The sequence below is a fragment of the Streptomyces minutiscleroticus genome, from assembly GCF_014650875.1.
Classification (GTDB): domain Bacteria; phylum Actinomycetota; class Actinomycetes; order Streptomycetales; family Streptomycetaceae; genus Streptomyces; species Streptomyces minutiscleroticus.
Genome location: NZ_BMVU01000034.1, coordinates 44,962 through 64,262, shown reverse-complemented (window position 1 = coordinate 64,262; position 19,301 = coordinate 44,962). Strand labels below are relative to the sequence as shown.

Here is a 19,301-nt window from a genome sequence, read left to right as displayed (position 1 = left end):
TTCCGGACTCCTCGCCTCCGCGGCGGAGGCGCTCCCCCCACCCCCTGGAGGTCGCATCGTGAGGCCCGGTGGACACCGCGGCTGGCTGCTCCGCCTCGTCGTCGCCTTCGCCTTCGCGCAGGGGGCGGTGTCGATGGCCCGGCCCGCCGTGTCCTACCGGGCCCTCGCGCTGGGCGCCGGCGAGACGGCGGTCGGCGTCGTCGCGGGCGTGTACGCGCTGCTGCCGCTCTTCGCGGCGGTGCCGCTCGGCCGCCGCACCGACCGGGGCCGCTGCGCCCCGCTGCTGCCGGCCGGCGTGGTGCTCATCGCGGGCGGCTGCGCGTTCAGCGGCCTCGTGGACTCGCTCGTGGCGATGGCCGCGTGGAGCGGCGTGATGGGCCTCGGCCACCTCTGCTTCGTCATCGGCGCCCAGTCGATCGTGGCGCGGCAGTCCGCGCCGCAGGAGCAGGACCGCAACTTCGGCCACTTCACCATCGGCGCCTCCCTCGGCCAGCTCGCGGGGCCGGTCGTCGCGGGCGCCCTCATCGGCGGCCCCGACATGGCAGGCACCAGCGCCCTCGCCCTGCTCGTCGCGGGTGCCACCGCCGCCGTGGCCTTCACCTCCCTGTGGCGCATCGAGCGCCGTGCGTCCGGCGCGTCCGGCGCCCCGCGCGGCGAGCGGGTGCCCGTGCACCGCATCCTGCGCACCCGGGGCGTCCCGGCGGGCATCTTCGTCAGCCTCGCCGTCCTGTCCGCCACCGACATCCTCACCGCGTACCTGCCGGTGGTCGGCGAGCACCGGGACATCGCCCCGTCCGTGATCGGCCTGCTGCTGAGCCTGCGCGCGGCCACCACGATCGCCTGCCGGCTGGTCCTCACGCCCATGCTGCGGCTGCTCGGGAGGGCCGCGCTGCTCGCCCTCACCTGCCTGCTCGCGGCCCTGCTGTGCGCCGGGATCGCGCTGCCCGTCCCGGTCTGGGCGCTCGCGCTGATGCTCGCCGTGCTCGGCTTCTGCCTGGGCGTGGGCCAGCCGCTGTCGATGACGACCGTGGTCAGGGCGGCCCCGGACGAGGCCCGCTCCACCGCGCTCGCCCTGCGCCTGACCGGCAACCGGCTCGGCCAGGTCGCCGCCCCGGCCGCCGCGGGCCTGGTGGCCGGCGTCGCGGGCGTGGCGGCGCCCTTCCTCATGCTGGGCGTCCTGCTGCTGGCCGCCTCGGGACTCGGTCTGCGCCAGGGCCGCACCGGAGATCCGGAATCCGCCGGGGACCCGGAGCCCGCCGGGGGCTTGGAGCCCGCCGAGGACCTGGAACCCGACGGGGGCGACGCCGTCCGCCGTCCGGCGCGCAGACGGGAACGCACGCGGCGGTAGCGCCGGCCGGTCCCCCGCTTCCGCGGGACTTTCGCGCGACCACCCCTGGTGCCGTAAAACTAACATCGCTAGTTTGGGGATGCCGTGGAGCGGCCGGGTGCCACCGGCCTGCGCGGCGGACGACGACGCCCACCGGGAGGAACGCGATGAAGGCACGCGACGGCTTGTACATCGACGGCGCGTGGCGCCCCGCCGCCGGGACGGACACCGTCGCCGTCGTGAACCCGGCCGACGAGCAGGTGATCGGGCACGTCCCGGCGGCCTCCGCCGACGACGTCGACGCCGCCGTGCGGGCCGCCCGCGCCGCCCTGCCGGGCTGGGCGGCCACCCCGCCCGCCGAGCGCGCCGCCCGGCTCGCGGCCCTGCGCGACGTGCTCACCGCCCGCAAGGACGAGATCGCGGAGACGGTCACCGCCGAGCTGGGCTCCCCGCCGCCGCTCTCGCAGGCGGTCCACGCGGCCGTGCCGATCGCGGTCGCCGCCTCCTACGCCGAGCTGGCCGCCTCGTACCCCTTCGAGGAGCGGATCGGCAATTCGGCCGTCCACCAGGAGCCGGTCGGCGTCGTCGGCGCGATCACGCCCTGGAACTACCCGCTGCACCAGATCGTCGCCAAGGTGGCCCCGGCCCTCGCCGCCGGCTGCACGGTGGTCCTCAAGCCCGCCGAGGACACCCCGCTGACCGCGCAGCTCTTCGCGGAGGCCGTGCACGAGGCGGGCGTACCGGCCGGCGTGTTCAACCTGGTCACCGGCCTCGGCCCGGTCGCGGGCCAGGCGCTCGCCGAGCACGAGGGCGTGGACATGGTCTCCTTCACCGGCTCCACGGCCGTCGGCCGGCGCATCGGCGCGATCGCGGGCGCCGCCGTCAAGCGCGTCGCCCTCGAACTCGGCGGCAAGTCCGCCAACGTGATCCTGCCGAGCGCCGACCTGGCCCGGGCCGTCAACGTCGGCGTCGCCAACGTGATGTCCAACTCCGGCCAGACGTGCAGCGCCTGGACCCGGATGCTCGTCCACTCCGCGCAGTACGACGAGGCCGTGGAGCTGGCCGCGGCGGCCGCCGCCAAGTACGGCGAACGCATCGGCCCGCTGGTCAACGCCCGGCAGCGGGAGCGGGTGCGCGGCTACATCGAGAAGGGCGTGGCGGAGGGCGCGCGGCTCGTCGCGGGCGGCCCCGACGCCCCGCGCGAGCGGGGCTACTACGTCCGCCCCACCGTCTTCGCGGACGTCACCCCCGGCATGGCCATCGCCCAGGAGGAGATCTTCGGCCCGGTCCTGTCGATCCTGCGGTACGAGGACGAGGACGAGGCCGTGCGCATCGCCAACGGGACGGTCTACGGGCTCGCCGGCGCCGTCTGGGCCGGGACCGAGGAGGAGGCCGTCGCCTTCGCCCGCCGCCTGGACACGGGACAGGTCGACATCAACGGCGGGCGCTTCAACCCCCTCGCGCCCTTCGGCGGCTACAAGCAGTCCGGCGTGGGCCGCGAGCTGGGCCCGCACGGCCTGTCCGAGTACCTCCAGACCAAGTCCCTCCAGTTCTAGGAGCTCTGCGTCCCATGGTCCGTGCCGCCGTCGTCCCCGCCGTCGGTTCCCCGCTGGAGATCACCGAGATCGAGCTGCCGGAGCCCGGCCCCGGCCGGGTCCGCGTCCGCCTCGCCGCCGCCGGGGTCTGCCACTCCGACCTGTCCCTGTCCGACGGCACCATGCGGGTGCCGCTGCCCGCCGTCCTCGGCCACGAGGGCGCCGGCACCGTCGTCTCCGTCGGCGAGGGCGTCACCCACGTCGCGCCCGGCGACGAGGTCGTCCTCAACTGGGCCCCGTCCTGCGGGAAGTGCCACCCCTGCTCGCTCGGCGAGGTGTGGCTGTGCGCCGACGCGCTCGCGGGCGCGAACGAGGTGCACGCCCGCCGCGCCGACGGCGGCGGCGACCTGTACCCCGGCCTGAACGTCGCCGCGTTCGCCGAGGAGACCGTGGTCGCGGCCGGCTGCGTGCTGCCCGCGCCGTCCGGCGTCCCGCTCGCCGACGCGGCCCTCCTCGGCTGCGCCGTCCTGACCGGCTACGGCGCCGTGCACCACTCGGCGAGGGTGCGGGAGGGCGAGACCGTGGCCGTGTTCGGCGTCGGCGGCGTCGGCCTGGCGGCCGTCCAGGCGGCCCGCGTCGCCGGGGCCTCGAAGATCATCGCGGTGGACGTGTCGCCCGGGAAGGAGGCGCTGGCGCGTGGGGCCGGGGCCACCGACTACGTCGTCGCGGGCGAGCGGACGCCCCGCGAGATCCGCTCCCTGACCGGGAAGCAGGGCGTGGACGTGGCCGTCGAGTGCGTGGGCCGCGCCGTCACCATCCGCGCGGCCTGGGAGTCCACCCGGCGCGGCGGCCGGACCACGGTCGTCGGCATCGGCGGCAAGGACCAGCAGGTCACCTTCAACGCCCTGGAGCTCTTCCACTGGGGCCGCACCCTGTCCGGCTGCGTCTACGGCAACTCCGACCCGGCGGCCGACCTGCCCGTCCTGGCCGAGCACATCCGGGCGGGCCGCCTCGACCCCGGCGCCCTCGTCACCGAGCGGATCGCCCTCGACGGCATCCCGGCCGCGTTCGACAACATGACCGCGGGCAAGGGCGGCCGGGCGCTGGTGGTGTTCTAGGCCCTGCCGGCGGACCGCCCCCCCCGTCCGCCGAACCGCCCCACCGCCTGTCCGCCGAACCGCCTGTCCGTGCGGTCCGGCCGGACTACGGCTTCGTACTCGGCTCGGGGCCGTGCCCGGCCGGGCGGCACGGGCGCCGCCGCCCCGCGGCCGCACGGCCGCGGCCGCGACACGGCCGCCCCGGCCAGCAGGCACAGCAGGACGCCGAGCGCGGACGCGTGCCCCTCGTCCGACATCGACAGGCCGACGACCACCGCGCCCGCGGAGGACACCGCCGTCCCGGCGAGCAGCCGCGGCGGCGGCCCCTCCCCGAGCAGCCGGCCGCCCCGGGCGGCGTCCGGGGACAGGCGCTAGGACGCCGTCCCCGTCCGCGCCGCCGCCGCGTACTGCTGCTCCAGTCCGTCCAGCAGCGCGGCGAGACCCGTCTCGAAGGCCCGGTCGTCGATCTTCTCCTGCTGCTCGGCCAGGAGGTGGGCCTGGCCGAGGTGGGGGTAGTCGGCGGGGTCGTACGCGGTGGCGTCGTCGACGAAGCCGGCGGCGAACGAGCCGAGCGCGGAGCCCATGATGAAGTACCGCATCAGCGCGCCGATCGAGGTGGCCTGGGCGGGCGGCCAGCCCGCGTCGACCATCGCGCCGTAGACGGCGTCCGCGAGGCGCAGGGCGGCCGGGCGGCGGCCGGGGCCGCGGGCCAGGACCGGCACGATGTTCGGGTGGGCGCGCAGCGCGGCCCGGTAGGACAGGGCCCAGTCGTGCAGCGCAGTCCGCCAGTCGCGGCCGTCCTCGAACATCGACAGGTCGACCAGCGCGCTCACCGAGTCCGCGACCGCCTCCAGGATCTGGTCCTTGGTGCGGAAGTGGTTGTAGAGGGAGGGCCCGCTCACGCCGAGCTCGGCGGCGAGGCGGCGGGTGGAGACGGCCGCCAGGCCCTCCGCGTCCACGAGTTCCCGTGCCGTGCGCACGATGCGGTCGGTGCTGAGGAGGGGCTTGCGCGGTCGGGCCATGGCGCACATAGTAGGGCTGCATACTAAAACTAGCAGTGGTAATTAAACCGTGTGCCGCGGTCGCCGGGCGGATCGGAACGAACGGGTCCGGCGGACCGCGCCGCCCGCGGTCGCCAGATGGGGTGTTCGCGTTGAACCTGGAGCTCAGTGAGGAACAGGCCGCCGTCCGCCGGCTCGCCGAGGACTTCGTGGCGCGCGAGATCGCGCCGCACGTCGTCGCGTGGGACCGGGCCGAGGAGGTCGACCGCTCCGTCGTGAGGAAGCTCGGCGAGGTCGGCTTCCTGGGGCTGACGATCGACGAGGAGTACGGCGGCTCCGGCGGCGACCACCTCGCGTACTGCCTGGTCACCGAGGAGCTGGGGCGCGGCGACTCCTCCGTGCGCGGCATCGTCTCCGTCTCCCTCGGCCTGGTCGCCAAGACGATCGCGTCCTGGGGGAGCGAGGAGCAGAAGCGCCGGTGGCTGCCGGGCCTGACCTCCGGCGCGTACGTCGGCTGCTTCGGCCTGACCGAGCCGGGCACGGGCTCCGACGCGGGCAACCTCTCCACCCGGGCCGTGCGCGACGGCGACGACTACGTGATCAACGGCACCAAGATGTTCATCACCAACGGCACCTGGGCCGACGTCGTCCTGCTCTTCGCCCGCTCCACCGACGCGCCCGGCCACCGAGGCGTCTCCGCCTTCCTGGTGCCCGCCGACACCCCCGGGCTGACCCGCCGCACCGTGCACGGCAAGCTCGGCCTGCGCGGCCAGGCCACCGCCGAGCTGGTCCTCGAGGACGTGCGCGTGCCCGCCTCGGCGCTGCTGGGCGAGGAGGGCAAGGGATTCAAGGTGGCCATGTCGGCGCTGGCCAAGGGGCGGATGTCCGTCGCGGCGGGCTGCGTCGGCATCGCCCGGGCGGCGCTCGACGCCGCCGTGCGGTACGCGGGCGAGCGCGAGCAGTTCGGGAAGACGATCGCCCACCACCAGCTGGTGCAGGAGCTGATCAGCGACATCGCCGTGGACGTCGACGCGGCCCGGCTGCTGACCTGGCGGGTCGCGGACCTGATCGACCGCGGCCTGCCGTTCGCCACCGAGTCCTCCAAGGCCAAACTGTTCGCCTCGGAGGCCGCGGTACGGGCCGCGAACAACGCCCTCCAGGTCTTCGGCGGCTACGGCTACATCGACGAGTACCCGGCGGGCAAACTCCTGCGCGACGCCCGCGTGATGACCCTCTACGAGGGCACCAGCCAGATCCAGAAGCTGGTGATCGGCCGCGCGCTGACGGGGGTGTCGGCGTTCTGAGCCGCCCGTTCCCCCGGTGTTCCGCGAAGCTCCCTGAGTAGCGGACTGAGTATCCGGACGGATGCGGTTCGCGCCGCCCCGGCCGAATCTGGTCCCCATGAGCGAGACACCGGTCAAGCAGCAGTCGACGGCGGCGTTCTACGGACAGGCCGTCGCGTCCTTCGGCGTCGCCATGGCGGCGACCGCCCTCGGCATCGTCAACCTGGACGCCGACGCCTGGGTGCGCGGCTTCCTCGGCATCGCCGTCCTCTACCTGGTCACCTCGGCGTTCACCCTCGCCAAGGTGGTCCGGGACCGGCAGGAGGCGGGGCAGATCGTCAGCCGGGTCGACCAGGCCCGGGTGGAGAGGCTGCTCGCCGAGCACGATCCCTTCCAGAAACTCTGAGCGGGTGCGCTAAGCGGTCGCTCACCTTCGGAGGTATGGTGTTCGTCCTGTCACGGGAAGGGGCGAGCCAGCGATGAGTACGGCGGAGGAGACGGCCGGCGGCGAGGGCCGGCCGTGGGGCGAGGTCACCCCGGACGCGGCCCGGCGGCTGCTGGTGGCCGCCGTGGAGGCCTTCGCCGAGCGCGGCTACCACGCGACGACGACCCGCGACATCGCAGGCCGCGCGGGCATGAGCCCGGCCGCGCTCTACATCCACTACAAGACCAAGGAAGAGCTGCTGCACCGCATCAGCAGGATCGGCCACGACAGGGCCCTGGCCATCCTGCGCTCGGCGGCCGACGCCGAGGGCACGGCCGCCGAGCGGCTCGCCGACGCGGTGCGCTCCTTCGTGCGCTGGCACGCGGCGCAGCACACCACCGCGCGCGTGGTCCAGTACGAACTGGACGCGCTCGGCCCCGACGCGCGCGCGGAGATCGTCGCGCTGCGGCGGCGGACGGACGCGGCGGTGCGCGGCATCATCGAGGACGGCGTGGCGGCGGGCGAGTTCGACGTGCCGGACGTCCCCGGCACGACCCTCGCGGTGCTCTCGCTCTGCATCGACGTGGCCCGCTGGTTCAACGTCGACGGCCCCCGCACCCCGGACGAGGTCGGCGCGTTGTACGCGGACCTGGTCCTGCGGATGGTGGGCGCGAAGCGGTAGCCCGGCCGGGACCGGGCGGCCGGACACCCGGCCGGCACCGCCGACCCGGCCCGTCCGCCGGGCCGACGGCTGGTCGGCCGGGTGGGGCGGTCTGCGGTCCGGTGGTCTGACGGCCTGTCGCCCGGTCCACCCGTCGGCTCGTCCGCCGAACCGGACGGCTGGTCGACCCGGCGGGACGGTCGGCGGTCCGGTGGCCCGGTGATCCGGCGAGCTGTCACCCGGTGACCCGCTGGTCCGGTCCGCCCGCCGGGCCGGACGGCCGACCGGCCCGGCGCCCAGTGGTTCGCTCCGTCCGGTCCGGCGGTGGTCCTGCCCCGTCGGGCCGGTGGGTGGCCCGGCGGCCTTCGGCTCGGTGGGTCGTCGGTCGGGTGGAGTGGCCCGGCGGATGGGCGGACGGGGCCGGGGGCGGGCTCCGGCCCGGCCCGGCCCGCACCGCTCCGGTGGGCGCCGGACCCGGGCTCCCGGGCCCGGCCCCTCAGAAGTAGTACCGGGACACCGACTCCGCCACGCACACCGGCTTGTCGCCGCCCTCGCGCTCGACGGTGACCACCGCCGTGACCTGGACGCCGCCGCCCGCCTCGGCGACCTCCTTCAGGGTCGCCGTGGCCCGCACGCGCGAGCCCACCGGCACGGGGGCCGGGAAACGCACCTTGTTGGTGCCGTAGTTGACGCCCATCTTCAGGCCCTCGACCCGCATGACCTGGGGGACCAGCGCGGGCAGCAGGGACAGCGTCAGATAGCCGTGCGCGATGGTCGTGCCGAACGGCCCCGCGGCCGCCTTCTCCGGGTCCACGTGGATCCACTGGTGGTCGCCGGTCGCGTCGGCGAACAGGTCGATCCGCTTCTGGTCGACCTCCAGCCAGTCGCTGTGGCCCAGCGGCTCGCCCACCGCCGCCTTCAGCTCGTCGGCGGACGCGAAGATCCTCGGCTCTGCCATGTCCCTGGCCTCCTACGGGGTGCTACGACTAAGCGACTGCTTAGCATGGTGCTCCGCGCACCCCCTGTCAACGGACCGCGCGCCGGAGGGGGTGGGTAGGGTCGCGAGGTGCCCCAGATACCGGAAAGAGTCCACGAACTCACGGTCGGCCAGCTGTCCGCCCGCAGCGGAGCCGCCGTGTCCGCCCTGCACTTCTACGAGTCCAAGGGACTGATCAGCAGCCGCCGCACGGCCGGCAACCAGCGCCGCTACCACCGCGACACGCTGCGCCGCGTGGCCTTCGTGCGCGCCGCCCAGCGCGTCGGCATCCCGCTGGCCACGATCCGGGACGCCCTCGCCGAACTCCCCGAGGAGCGCACCCCCACGCGCGAGGACTGGGCGCGCCTGTCCCGGGTCTGGCGCTCCGAGCTCGACCGGCGCATCGCCCAGCTCAACCGGTTGCGCGACCACCTCACGGACTGCATCGGCTGCGGCTGCCTGTCCCTGGACACCTGCGTGCTGTCCAACCCGGACGACGTCTTCGGCGAGCGCCTGACCGGTTCCCGGCTCCTGGTCGAACGCCCCTCCCGCAACCGCGCGCCGTCCAGCGGTGTCCTGTCCACAGAGGGACCCGGGGCAGGAGCACACGAAGAGGCACAGGGAACCGAGGGAGAGGAGCGCCGATGAGCGTCGTCGTCTGCTCGCTGCTGTGGAGCGCGGAGCGGTCCGGAGCGCAGCGGATCACGTACGACCCGGACGGCTACCACCTGGTGCGCTTCCCCTACGAGGAGAGCGAGGAGTCGTACGACCCCTGGAAGATGCACGACCCGGCGCAGGGCGGCTCCACCGCGTCGGAGTTCCCCGACTTGCGCTCGGGCCTCATCCGGCCCAGCCACGACGGGTGGGGCGTGCTGTCCGCGATGGTCTTCCGGCAGGCGGACACCCGGGCCCACGAGTACCGGGCGCGCTTCGTGCGGGACCCCCTGGGCGCCTCCACGGGATACGACTCCACGGCCACCGACGACACGGTGGTCACCGGGGCGGCCAGTACCGCACCTGTCCGTGGCAGATGTTCGTGCACCCGGGGACGCCCCTGGGGCCGAAGGTCTCGGCGCGCGGCAGAGGGGACGCGAAGGTCGCCGTCCCGCTGACGTTCGCCGAGTTCAAGCTGGCCGTCCACACGGACGTGAAGACCTCGTAGTCGCGCGGATCGTGGCGGCGGGGCGCGGCCGGGCCCCACGGGGACCGGTGGCCGTCCGTGTCACGGGGGTGCGGCCGTACGGGCGCACCCCCGTCCCGTGCTCCGTGCTGCGTACCGTTCGCGTTCTTCGTGCTTCTCGTGCCGTACGCGTTCTCCACGGGGCGACGTCGTCACGCCGTGGACGTGCTCATGCCGTCACGAGCAACCGCCCCCGCCTGGCCTCCGCCACGGCCTCGGCGGTCAGCACCGGCAGCGGCACGACGATGCCGCAGCTCGTGCAGGCCGGACCCGAGGACGGCTCGTGGGCCAGGTCGTACTTCCATGTCAGGCGCTCGCCCCCACACACCGGGCAGCCGCTGCCGGGCTCGCGCTCCAGGGCGGCGATCAGCCGCCGGAGCACCTCGGCCAGCGGTTCGCGCGGGTGGACCCGCGGGTCGTCGCACCAGGCGACCCCGCATCCGCCCCACGTCAGTCGGTGCCAGTCGTCCACGCTGCCCGGCCTGCGCAGACCGTCGTGCTTCTCCCTCCTGCGGCGCTCGGCGAACGCGTCCTCGTAGGCGAGCCACACCGAGCGCGCCTCCTCGAGTTCGTCGAGCGCAGCCACCAGCCGCGCCGGATCAGGGGACCGGTCCTCGGGATCGAAGCCGGCCCGGGAACTCAGATGGTCCCACGTGGCCCGGTGGCCGTAAGGAGCGAACCGCTCCAGGCACTTGCGCAGTGAATAGCGCCGCAGTGCCAGATCGCATCGCGGGTCGCGCACCTGTCTCGCCAAGCTCCGGAATCCGGCCATCGCCCTGCACCTCCGTCACACCTGCACCTGCTACTTCGGTCACTTCGGCGTCGTCGTACGGACGTCGCCGAATAGACGTGTCGCCACGCGAATCGGCTCCATCCGATTTCCGATGACCGCCATCAGTCCTGCGGGGAACCGTTTTCCAGCCGTCCCCCACCTTCTTCCGCCCACCCCCGGGAGCACGCCCCGCCCGCACGTGGCGATTCGGCAAAGGTGACGTGTGCTCACCTTCAATTGCTGCGCTACCGGCAGTAACCTCCGGCTCACCATCGTCGGGAGGAGCAGCAATGCGACGGCGCATCCCACGCACCACCCTCGACAGAACGAGAACTCCCCGCGGCCCCGCCGGGTTCCTGAGAACCGTGACCGTGACCGTGCTCACCGCGGGCCTGCTGACCCCCGTGTCCCCGGCGGCGGCCGGTCCGGCACCCGCCTCCGCCCCCGCGGCCGTCACCGACCACTGCGAAGGCCGGTGCGCGGAGATACTGCCGCCCGGTACCAACGGAAACGCCACCCTCGTCGAGATCCTGGGGAACAAGGTCTTCGGCTCGCGGCCGGCGCACGCCGACGACCAGCTCGGGCCCTACGACGCGCTGGCCTCCGGGTACCCGACCCTCACCGACGACACCCTCGAAAAGTTCTACGCCGACTCGTCCTTCGGCGTTCCCGACGGCCAGGTGGCCTCGGTCACCCGGCCGCGGGCCGACGTGACCATCACCCGCGACAGGAAGTACGGCGTCCCGCACATCGAGGGCACCACCCGCTACGGCACCGAGTTCGGCGCGGGCTACGCGGCGGGCCAGGACCGGCTGTGGCTCATCGACCTCTTCCGGCACATCGGCCGCGGCGAGCTGACCTCGTTCGCCGGCGGGGCCGCGGCCAACCAGGGCCTGGAGCAGGAGTTCTGGCCGCAGGCCCCGTACACCGAGGACGATCTGCGGGACCAGGTCGACCGGCTGCTCAACCGGTCCGGCGAGCGCGGCCGGCAGGCCATGGAGGACGCCCAGGCCTACATCGACGGCCTCAACGCCTACCGGGTCGCCGCCAAGGACGGCCGCACCTTCCCCGGCGAGTACGTCCTCACCGGCAAGGTCGACGCGGTCACCAACGCCGGGGAGATCGAGCCGTTCGAGATCACCGACATGATCGCGCTCGCCTCGGTGGTCGGCGGCCTCTTCGGCGGCGGAGGAGGAGGGGAGGTGGAGTCCGCGCTCTCCCTGCTCGCAGCCCAGGAGCGTTACGGCACCGAGGAGGGCACGCGGATCTGGGAGTCCTTCCGCCAGCGCGAGGACCCCGAGACGGTGCTCACCGTCCACGACGGCATCCGCTTCCCGTACGCGCGGCGGCCGCAGGACCCGCGGGGCCTGGCGCTGCCCGACCCGGGATCGGTGGAGAAGGAGCAGCTCGTGTACGACCGCACGGGCTCGGCGCGCACCGGCGCGCGTGCCGCCGTGCAGGCACCGGGGCGCCTCGGCCCGGTGCGCGGGCTCTTCGACGACGGCGTGCTCCCCGAGAACCTCTTCGACGGCGGCGCGAGCAGGAAGGGCATGTCCAACGCGCTGCTGGTGTCGGGCGAGCACACCGCGAGCGGCCACCCCGTCGCCGTGTTCGGGCCGCAGACCGGCTACTTCGCGCCGCAGCTGCTGATGATGCAGGAGCTCCGGGGCCCCGGCATCAGCGCGCGCGGCGTGTCTTTCGCGGGCGTCGGCATGTACGTGCAACTCGGCCGCGGCCAGGACTACGCCTGGTCGGCGACCTCCGCCGCCCAGGACATCACCGACACCTACGCCGTCGAGCTGTGCGAACCGGGTGGCGGCGCACCCACCAAGCAGTCCACCGCGTACCTCTTCCACGGCACCTGCACCCCCATGGAGAAGCTGGAGCGGACGAACACGTGGAAGCCGACGGTCGCCGACACGACGGCCGCGGGCTCCTACCGGATGCAGGTCTATCGCACCCGCTACGGCGTCGTCACCCACCGTGCAACGGTCGACGGGGTGCCCGTGGCCTATACCTCGCTGCGCTCCACCTACCGCCACGAGGCCGATTCCATCATCGGCTTCCAGATGTTCAACGACCCGTCGTACGTCACCGACGCGAGGACGTTCCAGCAGGCGGCGCAGCACATCTCGTACGCCTTCAACTGGTTCTACGCGGACGCGCGTGACATCGCCTACTACAACAGCGGCAGCAATCCCGTGCGCGCGAACGGCGTGGATCCGTCCTTCCCCGTACGGGCCGAGGAGCGGTACGAGTGGCGGGACTTCGACCCCGCGGGCAACACCGCCGCCTACACACCGTCCGCACAGCACCCGCAGTCGGTGAACCAGGACTACTTCGTCTCCTGGAACAACCGGCAGGCCGAGGGGTACGCCGCGGCCAACCCGAGCCTCGGGGCGGTGCACCGCGCCGACCTGCTCGACGGGCGGGTGAAGGCGCTGGTCGAGAAGGGGGGCGTCACCCGGGCCTCGCTCACGGGGGCCATGGCCGAGGCGGCCGTCACCGACCTGCGCGGCGAGCAGGTGCTGCCCGAACTGCTGAAGGTGGTGCGCAGCGCACCGGTCACCGACCCCGCGCAGGAGAAGGCCGTCGGGCAGCTGGCGGCCTGGCTGGAGGCGGGTGCGCGGCGCAACCAGACCAAGGCGGGCTCGAAGACGTACGCGCACGCCGACGCGATCCGGACCATGGACGCGTGGTGGCCGCTGCTGGTCGAGGCCGAGTTCGCGCCCGGCCTCGGCGAGGAGCTGTGGGAGGGGCTGACCGGGCAGCTCACCGTCGACGAGTCCCCGTCCGCCGGGCACGGGCCCACGGGCGCGCACGCCGGCTCGTCGTTCCAGTACGGCTGGTGGGGCAACGTCGACAAGGACCTGCGCGAGGTCCTGGGCGAGCCGGTGCGCGGCGGTCTCGGCCGCGCCTACTGCGGCGGCGGGGACCTCTCCGCCTGCCGGGACGTGCTCCTGTCCACGCTGGGCGAGGCCGCGGCGAAACCCGCCACGGAGGTCTACCCGGGCGACGGCCTGTGCCGGGCGGGCGACCAGTGGTGCGCGGACGCCATCGACCAGCGCGCCCTCGGCGGCATCACGCACCGGCTGATCCAGTGGCAGAACCGGCCGACGTACCAGCAGGTCGTGGAGTTCCCCGCGCACCGGTGACGGGGTGCGGGGACGCCCGGGTCCGGCCGCGGACCCGGGCGCGCGGCGGCGGGACCGAGGGGGGAACCCGCCGCCACCGGGTCCGGTGGGAGCTTCGGGCCCGCCGGACCCGGGCCGGACGGTCCCGGGCCGCGCGGTCCGCGTCCGCCGGAGCCAGGGCCGGGGACCATGGGCCGGGTGCCGGGTGCCGGGTGCCGGGTGCCGGGTGCCGGGTGCCGGGTGCCGGGTGCCGGGTGCCGGGAGAGGGCTCAGCGGTAGGCCAGGTACCGCTCCCGCACGCGCCGGAACGCGGCCAGTTCGCCCCGCCAGGCCGCCGCGACCTCGTCGGCGGACGCGCCCGCGTCGATCATCGTGCGCACCCGCGTCGAGCCGGTCAGCCGGTCGATCCAGCCGTCGGAGCGCCAGGCGAAGCCGTCCCAGACCTCCTTGGCCGTCACCAGCAGCGCGACGCCGGTGCGCACGGGGTCGAAGGCCCCCCGGTCGTGCACGTGGAGCTGCACCCCGCCGATCGTCCTTCCCTGGAACTTGGAGAAGGCGGGCGCGAAGTACGTCTCCCGGAAGTGCACGCCGGGCAGGTCGAGCGCGTTCGCCGCCTCGGCCCAGCGGCGGTCGATCCCCTCCGCGCCGAGCAGTTCGAACGGACGGGTCGTGCCGCGCCCCTCCGACAGGTTCGTGCCCTCGAACAGGCACGTCCCGGAGTAGACGAGCGCCGTGTCGGGCGTCGGCATGTTCGGGCTGGGCGGCACCCACGGCAGCCCGGAGGCGTCGTAGAAGTCCGCGCGCCGCCAGCCGGTCATCAGGACCGTGTCGAGCTCCACGGCCCCGTCCAGGAACTCGGCGTCGAACAGCCGCGCCAGCTCCGCGACCGTCATGCCGTGCGCCTGCGCGATCGGCTTGCGGCCGACGAAGGTGGCGAACTCCTCGTGCAGCACCGGGCCCAGGGCGGCCCGCCCGGTCACCGGGTTCGGCCGGTCCAGGACCACGAACCGCTTCCCGGCCAGCCGCGCGGCCTCCATGCAGTCGTACAGCGTCCAGATGTACGTGTAGAAGCGCGCGCCCGCGTCCTGGATGTCGAAGACGACGGTGTCGACGCCGGAGGCGGTGAAGACGTCCGCCAGCTCCCGCCCGCTCTTCAGGTACGTGTCGTGGACGGGCAGTCCGGTCGCCGGGTCGTCGGAGCGGCCCTCCGAGCCGCCCGCCTGCGCGGTGCCGCGGAAGCCGTGCTCGGGCCCGAAGACGGCGACCAGGTCCACGCGGTCGTCGGCGTGCATGACGTCGACGATGTGCCGCACCTCGCGGGTGACGCCGGTCGGGTTCGTGACGACGCCGACCCGCTCGCCGTCCAGGAGGGCGTACCCGTCCGCGGCCAGGCGCTCGAAGCCGGTGCGCAGCCGGCGGCCGCCCGGTCCGCCGGAGCCGGCCGCCGCCGGGTTCGCGCCGGACGCGGCCGCCAGGCCGCCCACCGCGCCCGTGGTCGCGGCGAGCAGACCCCGTCTCGACAGGTTCATGCGGTGACCTCCGGAGTCGACGGGACTGTCATGGCCACGCACGCTAGCGCGCCGCTTCGCGCGGGGGAACGAGGCGGACGGACGCGGCGGCCGTGCCGCACCCCCTCCGCACGTGCCGCCGCCGGCGGGCGCACGCCCTCCGCGCCCGCGTCCCGCCGTGTCCCGGCCTCCCCTTCCGCCACCACATACCGACTGGTTAGTCTGTCGCCGCTGCGGAGTCGGAGCCGCCGCGCTCCGCGTCGAGACCGAGGGAGACCGATGGTGGAAGCCGTGCAGGGTGCCGGAGTGGTCGTCACCGGGGCGGGAGGCGGCATCGGGGCGGCGCTGGCCCGCCGCTTCGCCGCGGAGGGCGCCCGCGTCGTCGTCAACGACCTGGACGGTGCGAAGGCGAGGGCCGTCGCCGACGAGATCGGCGGGAGAGCCGTGCCCGGCGACGCCTCCGCGATCGTGGCCGAGGCGCGCGAGGCGCTCGGCGGCACCGTGGACGTCTACTGCGCCAACGCGGGCATCGGCTCGGCCGGCACCGAGGCCGCCGACGAGCAGGTGTGGGAACGGGCCTGGGACGTCAACGTGATGGCCCACGTCCGCGCCGCGCACGCGCTGCTCCCCGCCTGGCTGGAGCGCGGCAGCGGCCGCTTCGTCTCCACGGTCTCCGCCGCCGGCCTGCTCACCATGGTCGGCGCCGCCCCCTACAGCGTCACCAAGCACGGCGCGTACGCCTTCGCCGAGTGGCTCTCGCTCACCTACCGCCACCGCGGCCTGAAGGTGCACGCGATCTGCCCGCAGGGCGTGCGCACCGATCTGCTGGAGGCCACCGGCAGCGCGGGCGACCTGGTGCTGCGGCCCACCGCCATCGACCCGGAGGACGTCGCGGACGCGCTCTTCGAGGGCATGGCCGCCGACCGCTTCCTGATCCTGCCGCACCCCGAGGTCGCCGACTACTACCGGGCCAGGGCCGGCGACCCCGACCGCTGGCTGACGAGCATGAACCACATCCAGCAGAAGTGGGAGGCGGGCGGGGCGTGACCCGGGCCCGTTCCCGGGCCCGGCACGGTCCCGGGAACGGGCGCGGCAGGAGGGCTGCCCGGAGCACCGGGAGCGGGCAGTGGGAAGATCCTCCGGCGTAGGGTGCGTTGTCGTCCGGGGACGCGCGGCGACGGCGGCGCGACGGGTCCGGCACGACGGTACGGAGCCGGCGACGGCCGGTGACTTCGGAAAGGCAGGTGGCGGCAGTGCCCAGGACGACGGACGGGGACGGTACTCCCGTCCCGCAGCGGCTGCTGGCCGCCGCCACCCGGCTCTTCGCCGAGCGCGGCTACGACCGCACCTCGGTGCAGGAGATCGTCGAGGCGGCCGGTGTCACCAAGGGCGCGCTGTACCACTACTTCGGCTCCAAGGACGACCTGCTGCACGAGGTGTACGCGCGGGTGCTGCGCGTCCAGCAGGAGCGCCTTGACGCCTTCGCGGACGCCGAGGCGCCGGTCGAGGAGCGGCTGCGCGGCGCCGCCGCCGACGTGGTGGTCACCACCATCGACAACCTCGACGACGCGGCGATCTTCTTCCGCTCGATGCACCACCTCAGCCCCGAGAAGAACAAGCAGGTGCGCGCCGAGCGCCGGCGCTACCACGAGCGCTTCCGGGCACTGATCGAGGAGGGCCAGGCCGCCGGGGTCTTCTCCGAGAAGACCCCGGCGGACCTGGTGGTGGACTACCACTTCGGCTCCGTCCACCACCTGTCGACGTGGTACCGCCCCGACGGTCCGCTCACCCCGCAGCAGGTCGCCGACCACCTGGCGGACCTGCTGCTGCGGGCGCTGCGCCCCTGACGCGCACCGGCTCCCGCCCGTCCGGGGGACGAGCGGGAGCCGGATTCGGCGGTCTGCGCCCGCGGGCTCACAGGTACCGCTTGATCTCCCGCCGGGCGAGGGAGCGCTGGTGCACCTCGTCGGGGCCGTCCGCGAGCCGCAGGGTGCGGGCGCCCGCCCACAGCTCGGCGAGCGGGAAGTCCTGGCTCACGCCGCCCGCGCCGTGCAGCTGCACCGCCTTGTCGATGATGTCGACGACCGTGCGCGGCGTGGCGATCTTGATGGCCTGGATCTCGGTGTGGGCGCCCTTGTTGCCGACCGTGTCCATCATCCAGGCCGTCTTCAGCACCAGCAGGCGCAGCTGCTCCACGGCCACGCGCGCGTCCGCGATCCAGGTGTGCACCACGCCCTGCTGCGCCAGCGCCTTGCCGAACGCCGTACGCGAGACCGCCCGCCGGCACATCAGCTCGATCGCCCGCTCGGCCATGCCGATCAGCCGCATGCAGTGGTGGATGCGGCCGGGGCCGAGCCGCGCCTGGGCGATGGCGAAGCCGCCGCCCTCCTCGCCGATCAGGTTCGACACCGGTACGCGCGCGTGGTCGAAGACCACCTCCGCGTGCCCGCCGTGCCAGTGGTCCTCGTAGCCGTAGACCTGCATCGCCCGCCGGACCTCGACGCCCGGGGTGTCGCGGGGCACCAGCACCATCGACTGCTGGCGGCGGATGTCCGCGCCGTCCGGGTCGGTCTTGCCCATCACGATGAAGATCCTGCAGTCCGGGTTCATCGCCCCGGAGATGTACCACTTGCGCCCGGTGACGACGTAGTCGTCGCCGTCCCGCTCGATGCGCGTGGTGATGTTCGTGGCGTCGGAGGAGGCCACCTCGGGCTCCGTCATCGCGAACGCCGAGCGGATCTCCCCGGCCAGCAGCGGCTCCAGCCACTGCTTGCGCTGCGCCTCGTCCCCGAACTGGGCCAGCACCTCCATGTTGCCGGTGTCCGGCGCGGCGCAGTTCAGCGCGGTGGGCGCCAGCTGCGGGCTGCGGCCGGTGATCTCGGCCAGCGGCGCGTACTGGAGGTTGGTCAGCCCCGCCCCGTACCCGGAGTCGGGCAGGAACAGGTTCCACAGGCCCTGGCGGCGGGCCTCGGCCTTCAGCTCCTCGACCACCGGCGGGGTCCGCCAGGGCGAGGACAGCGCCGCCCGCTGCTCGTGGGCGACGGGCTCCGCCGGATACACGTACTCGTCCATGAAGGCGAGCAGCTTGGCGCGCAGTTCCTCGGTGCGCGCGTCGAACGCGAAGTCCATGGGCGGGTCAGCCTTCCTGAAGGGTCGTCAGTCCGTGCGCGATGAAGACGGGCACCAGGTCGCCGATGCGGTCGAAGCCCGCGCCCACCGTCTGCCCGAGCGTGTAGCGGTAGTGGATGCCCTCCAGGATCACGGCGAGCTTGAACCAGGCGAAGGCCGTGTACCAGGAGACGGCGGACACGTCGCGCCCCGAGCGCGCGGCGTACCGCTCGACCAGCTCGGACGGGTCCGGGTGCCCGGGCGCCGAGGCGGTCGTGGAGACGGGCGAGTCCGGCAGCCCCAGCGGCGCGCTGTACATCACCAGCAGCCCCAGGTCGGTCAGCGGGTCGCCGAGTGTGGACATCTCCCAGTCGAGGATCGCCCTGATCCGGTCGTCCTCGCCGATCAGGACGTTGTCGAGGCGGTAGTCGCCGTGCACGACCGCGGGCGCGGGGGAGTCGGGCAGGTCCCGGCCGAGCGCGGCGTGCAGCTCGTCGATGCCGGGCAGGTCGCGGTTGCGCGAGGCGTCCAGCTGCTTGCCCCAGCGCCGCAGCTGGCGGTCCAGGAACCCGGCGGGCCGCCCGAAGTCCTCCAGACCCACCTCGGCCGGGTCCACCGCATGCAGCTCCACCAGCGTGTCGACGAGCCCGAGCACCGCCTCGCGGGTGCGCTCAGGACCCAGCGGCGCCAGCTGCCCGGCCGTGCGGTACGGGGTGCCCTCCACGAAGTCCATGACGTAGAAGGGCGCGCCCAGTACCTCCTCGTCCTCGCACAGCAGCACCGGGCGCGGCACGGGCACGGCCGTCGGGTGCAGCGCGCTGATCACCCGGTGCTCGCGCCGCATGTCGTGTGCGGTGGCCAGGACGTGGCCGAGCGGCGGGCGGCGGACGACCCACTTCCCGGTGCCGTCCGTGACGGCGTACGTGAGGTTCGACCGCCCGCCCTCGATCAGCCGGCCGGTCAGCGGGCCCCCGACCAGGCCCGGCCGCTCCCGGTCGAGCAGGCCGCGCAGCCGGCCGAGGTCGAGACCCGGCGGGTGGTCTGGGCTCATCGTCGCTCCTTCGCGTCTGCGGACCCACCGGCGGTGGCCCGCGCCCGTGGCCGACAGCCGTGGGCCACCGCCCGTAGGCCCACACCTGTAGGCCCACACCCGTAGGCACACACCTGTGTTGTGGGACCCACTCATGATGCCGACCGGTCGGTATGCCGTCCAGTGCGGAGACGGAACGTGATCAGCGTCTCCGCGCCCCGGTGTCCGCGGTGACGCCCGGGGTACACGGGGTGCCGGCCGCGCG

16 protein-coding genes and 2 pseudogenes are annotated in these 19,301 nt (G+C 74.2%); 11 read left to right on the top strand and 7 right to left on the bottom strand.

The genetic code is table 11. The annotated features are described in order from the left end of the window. Window positions 1–58 precede the first annotated feature (58 nt). The 3 genes from IE271_RS27440 (at window position 59) to IE271_RS27430 (ending at window position 3,980) form a co-directional block, all read left to right on the top strand. On the top strand, window positions 59–1,348 hold the full coding sequence (locus tag IE271_RS27440; RefSeq protein ID WP_190193130.1) for an MFS transporter: 1,290 nt from the start codon (window positions 59–61) through the stop codon (window positions 1,346–1,348). A gap of 146 nt (window positions 1,349–1,494) precedes the next feature. Continuing rightward, the gene (locus IE271_RS27435) at window positions 1,495–2,883 is read left to right on the top strand and encodes an aldehyde dehydrogenase family protein (RefSeq protein ID WP_190193129.1); all 1,389 of its coding nucleotides are present in this window, start codon (window positions 1,495–1,497) and stop codon (window positions 2,881–2,883) included. Window positions 2,884–2,897: 14 nt separating this feature from the next. Next, entirely contained in the window at window positions 2,898–3,980 is a 1,083-nt protein-coding gene (locus IE271_RS27430) for a zinc-binding dehydrogenase (protein WP_190193128.1), read from the top strand. Window positions 3,981–4,114: 134 nt separating this feature from the next. Here IE271_RS27430 and IE271_RS42350 read toward each other — a convergent pair. Together IE271_RS42350 and IE271_RS27425 are read right to left on the bottom strand one after the other, a co-directional pair. Further along, window positions 4,115–4,315, bottom strand: a pseudogene (locus IE271_RS42350) (EamA family transporter); the annotation flags it as partial. 15 nt (window positions 4,316–4,330) lie between these two features. Then, window positions 4,331–4,981 carry a TetR/AcrR family transcriptional regulator gene (locus IE271_RS27425; RefSeq protein WP_190193127.1) on the bottom strand — a complete coding sequence of 217 codons (651 nt, stop codon included), beginning with the start codon at window positions 4,979–4,981 and terminating at the stop codon, window positions 4,331–4,333. A 131-nt stretch (window positions 4,982–5,112) separates the two neighbouring features. On the opposite strand from IE271_RS27425, the gene IE271_RS27420 reads away from it, so the two are divergent. The 3 genes from IE271_RS27420 to IE271_RS27410 all read left to right on the top strand — a co-directional run bounded on the left by IE271_RS27420 (window position 5,113) and on the right by IE271_RS27410 (window position 7,349). Beyond that, window positions 5,113–6,264 carry an acyl-CoA dehydrogenase family protein gene (locus tag IE271_RS27420; protein WP_190193126.1) on the top strand — a complete coding sequence of 384 codons (1,152 nt, stop codon included), beginning with the start codon at window positions 5,113–5,115 and terminating at the stop codon, window positions 6,262–6,264. A 97-nt stretch (window positions 6,265–6,361) separates the two neighbouring features. Next, window positions 6,362–6,649, top strand: a complete 288-nt coding sequence (locus IE271_RS27415; RefSeq protein WP_190193125.1) for a YiaA/YiaB family inner membrane protein — start codon at window positions 6,362–6,364, stop codon at window positions 6,647–6,649. Window positions 6,650–6,722: 73 nt separating this feature from the next. Beyond that, on the top strand, window positions 6,723–7,349 hold the full coding sequence (locus tag IE271_RS27410; protein ID WP_190193124.1) for a TetR/AcrR family transcriptional regulator: 627 nt from the start codon (window positions 6,723–6,725) through the stop codon (window positions 7,347–7,349). A 475-nt stretch (window positions 7,350–7,824) separates the two neighbouring features. On the opposite strand, the gene IE271_RS27405 is transcribed toward IE271_RS27410, so the two are convergent. Further along, window positions 7,825–8,286 carry a MaoC family dehydratase gene (locus IE271_RS27405; RefSeq protein ID WP_190193123.1) on the bottom strand — a complete coding sequence of 154 codons (462 nt, stop codon included), beginning with the start codon at window positions 8,284–8,286 and terminating at the stop codon, window positions 7,825–7,827. Between the two features lie 108 nt (window positions 8,287–8,394). Here IE271_RS27405 and soxR point away from each other — a divergent pair, with 108 nt between their 5' ends. Further along, on the top strand, window positions 8,395–8,952 hold the full coding sequence (gene soxR / locus IE271_RS27400; RefSeq protein ID WP_229919591.1) for a redox-sensitive transcriptional activator SoxR: 558 nt from the start codon (window positions 8,395–8,397) through the stop codon (window positions 8,950–8,952). Then, window positions 8,949–9,466 (top strand): annotated as a pseudogene (locus tag IE271_RS27395) (hypothetical protein). Before soxR ends, IE271_RS27395 begins: the two are co-directional and overlap by 4 nt. 187 nt (window positions 9,467–9,653) lie before the next feature. Here IE271_RS27395 and IE271_RS27390 read toward each other — a convergent pair. Further along, a complete protein-coding gene (locus tag IE271_RS27390; protein WP_190193122.1) occupies window positions 9,654–10,256 on the bottom strand; it encodes a hypothetical protein in 603 nt (200 codons plus the stop codon). A 290-nt stretch (window positions 10,257–10,546) separates the two neighbouring features. On the opposite strand from IE271_RS27390, the gene IE271_RS27385 reads away from it, so the two are divergent. Beyond that, the gene (locus tag IE271_RS27385) at window positions 10,547–13,411 is read left to right on the top strand and encodes a penicillin acylase family protein (RefSeq protein ID WP_190193121.1); all 2,865 of its coding nucleotides are present in this window, start codon (window positions 10,547–10,549) and stop codon (window positions 13,409–13,411) included. Between the two features lie 248 nt (window positions 13,412–13,659). Here IE271_RS27385 and IE271_RS27380 read toward each other — a convergent pair whose 3' ends face one another. Continuing rightward, window positions 13,660–14,919: an exo-beta-N-acetylmuramidase NamZ family protein gene (locus tag IE271_RS27380; protein WP_190193120.1), complete on the bottom strand. Its 1,260-nt coding sequence runs from the start codon at window positions 14,917–14,919 to the stop codon at window positions 13,660–13,662. 258 nt (window positions 14,920–15,177) lie between these two features. Between IE271_RS27380 and IE271_RS27375 the strand changes: the two genes are divergently transcribed. Together IE271_RS27375 and IE271_RS27370 are read left to right on the top strand one after the other, a co-directional pair. Further along, window positions 15,178–15,945: an SDR family oxidoreductase gene (locus IE271_RS27375; protein WP_190193119.1), complete on the top strand. Its 768-nt coding sequence runs from the start codon at window positions 15,178–15,180 to the stop codon at window positions 15,943–15,945. A gap of 206 nt (window positions 15,946–16,151) precedes the next feature. Then, window positions 16,152–16,745 carry a TetR/AcrR family transcriptional regulator gene (locus IE271_RS27370; protein ID WP_190193118.1) on the top strand — a complete coding sequence of 198 codons (594 nt, stop codon included), beginning with the start codon at window positions 16,152–16,154 and terminating at the stop codon, window positions 16,743–16,745. A gap of 67 nt (window positions 16,746–16,812) precedes the next feature. Here IE271_RS27370 and IE271_RS27365 read toward each other — a convergent pair whose 3' ends face one another. Continuing rightward, complete coding sequence (locus IE271_RS27365; protein WP_190193117.1) at window positions 16,813–18,027, bottom strand: acyl-CoA dehydrogenase family protein; 1,215 nt, start codon at window positions 18,025–18,027, stop codon at window positions 16,813–16,815. Window positions 18,028–18,034: 7 nt separating this feature from the next. Further along, a complete protein-coding gene (locus IE271_RS27360; protein WP_190193116.1) occupies window positions 18,035–19,057 on the bottom strand; it encodes a phosphotransferase family protein in 1,023 nt (340 codons plus the stop codon). Window positions 19,058–19,301: the final 244 nt, after the last annotated feature.